Source organism: Neisseria sp. P0009.S007, from assembly GCF_051962515.1.
The window spans coordinates 1-1,502 of record NZ_JBQCVF010000316.1 but is presented as its reverse complement, the minus strand read 5'-3'; the positions used below and the strand labels follow the sequence as shown (position 1 = coordinate 1,502).

Genomic DNA, 1,502 nt, shown 5'->3' with positions numbered 1-1,502 from the left:
GTATTGGGCTTTTTGTCTGAAAAACTGCCGATTTCCCGTTGGCAGCGCGACCTGACCGACAGCACCGTATTGCGCAACATGGGCGTAGGCGTGGGCTATACCGTATTGGGCTTTGCCGCCCATCTGCGCGGTCTGAATAAGCTTGAGCCGAATCCTGCCGTCCTTGCTGCCGATTTGGACGCTACTTGGGAGCTGCTGGCCGAGCCGATTCAAACCGTCATGCGTCGTTACGGCGTGGCCAATCCTTATGAGAAGCTGAAAGACCTGACACGCGGTAAAGACGGCATTACGCCTGAAGTGTTGAAACTCTTTATCGAGTCGTTGGAAATTCCGGCAGAAGCCAAAGCCAAATTGCTTGAGCTGACCCCTGCGTTGTATGTGGGCAAAGCCGAAGAGTTGGCAAAACGAATTTAAAAGGCTTTTGTAGGGTGCACTTTCTTAGTTATTGAGATTTTTTGATAGATAAGAACCAGCTTTCTACATCCGACAAATTAAAAGGCCGTCTGAAATCTTTTTCAGACGGCCTTTTTCGATTCAATCTGTTATTTTACTTTGTCTTTCAATGCGCCGTAGCCGGCAGCGTCCATTTCTTCTAAAGGAATGAATTTCAAACTTGCGCCGTTGATGCAATAGCGCAGGCCGCCTTTGTCTTTCGGACCGTCGGCGAAGACGTGTCCCAAGTGCGAGTCGGCGGCATGGCTGCGCACTTCGGTGCGGCGCATGTTGTAGCTGAAATCGTCGTGTTCGGTAACGGCGGCGGCATTAATCGGGTGGGTAAAGCTCGGCCAGCCGCAGCCGGAATCAAATTTGTCGGCAGAGCTGAACAGGGGTTCGCCGCTGACAATGTCCACATAAATACCGGGTTTGAACAAGTGGTCGTATTCATGACTGAAGGCGTATTCGGTCGCGCTGTTTTGAGTAACTTGGTATTGCTCTTCGGTCAGGAGGCGTTTGAGTTCGGCATCGCCGGGTTTTTTATACGTTGCCGCGTCAAAGCCTTTGCCTTGCGGGGCGGCTTTGGTTTTGCCCGGCAGCGGTTCGTCGGCTTTGCGTATGTCGATGTGGCAATAGCCGTTGGGGTTTTTAATCAGGTAGTCCTGATGGTATTCCTCGGCGTCGTAGAAGTTTTGCAGCGGCTCGTTTTCGACGACGAGGGGCTGTTGGTATTTTTGCTGCTCGCGTTTGAGGGCGGCGGCGATGACGGCTTTTTCGGTGGGGTCGGTGTAGTATACGCCGCTGCGGTATTGCGTGCCGATGTCGTTGCCTTGTTTATTGAGGCTGGTCGGGTCAACGACGCGGAAGAAATATTGCAGGATGTCGTCTAGGCTGAGTTTGTCGGCATCGTAGGTGACTTTGACGGTTTCGGCATGGCCTGTATCGCGGTAGGAAACGTCTTCGTAGCTTGGGTTTTGCGTTTTGCCGTTGGCGTAGCCGGATACTGCGTCAACCACGCCGTCTATGCGTTGGAAATAGGCTTCCAAGCCCCAGAAGCAGCCGCCGGC

General features: G+C 52.9%; 1 protein-coding gene and 1 pseudogene. One reads left to right on the top strand and one right to left on the bottom strand.

Annotated elements, in window-relative coordinates:
* Positions 1 to 414, top strand: a pseudogene (locus ACTHS3_RS12840) (adenylosuccinate lyase); the annotation flags it as partial.
* A gap of 128 nt (positions 415 to 542) precedes the next feature.
* Here the strand turns inward: ACTHS3_RS12840 and msrAB are convergent.
* On the bottom strand, positions 543 to 1,502 hold a 960-nt coding region (gene msrAB / locus ACTHS3_RS12835; RefSeq protein WP_440368115.1), incomplete at its 5' end, for a bifunctional peptide-methionine (S)-S-oxide reductase MsrA/peptide-methionine (R)-S-oxide reductase MsrB.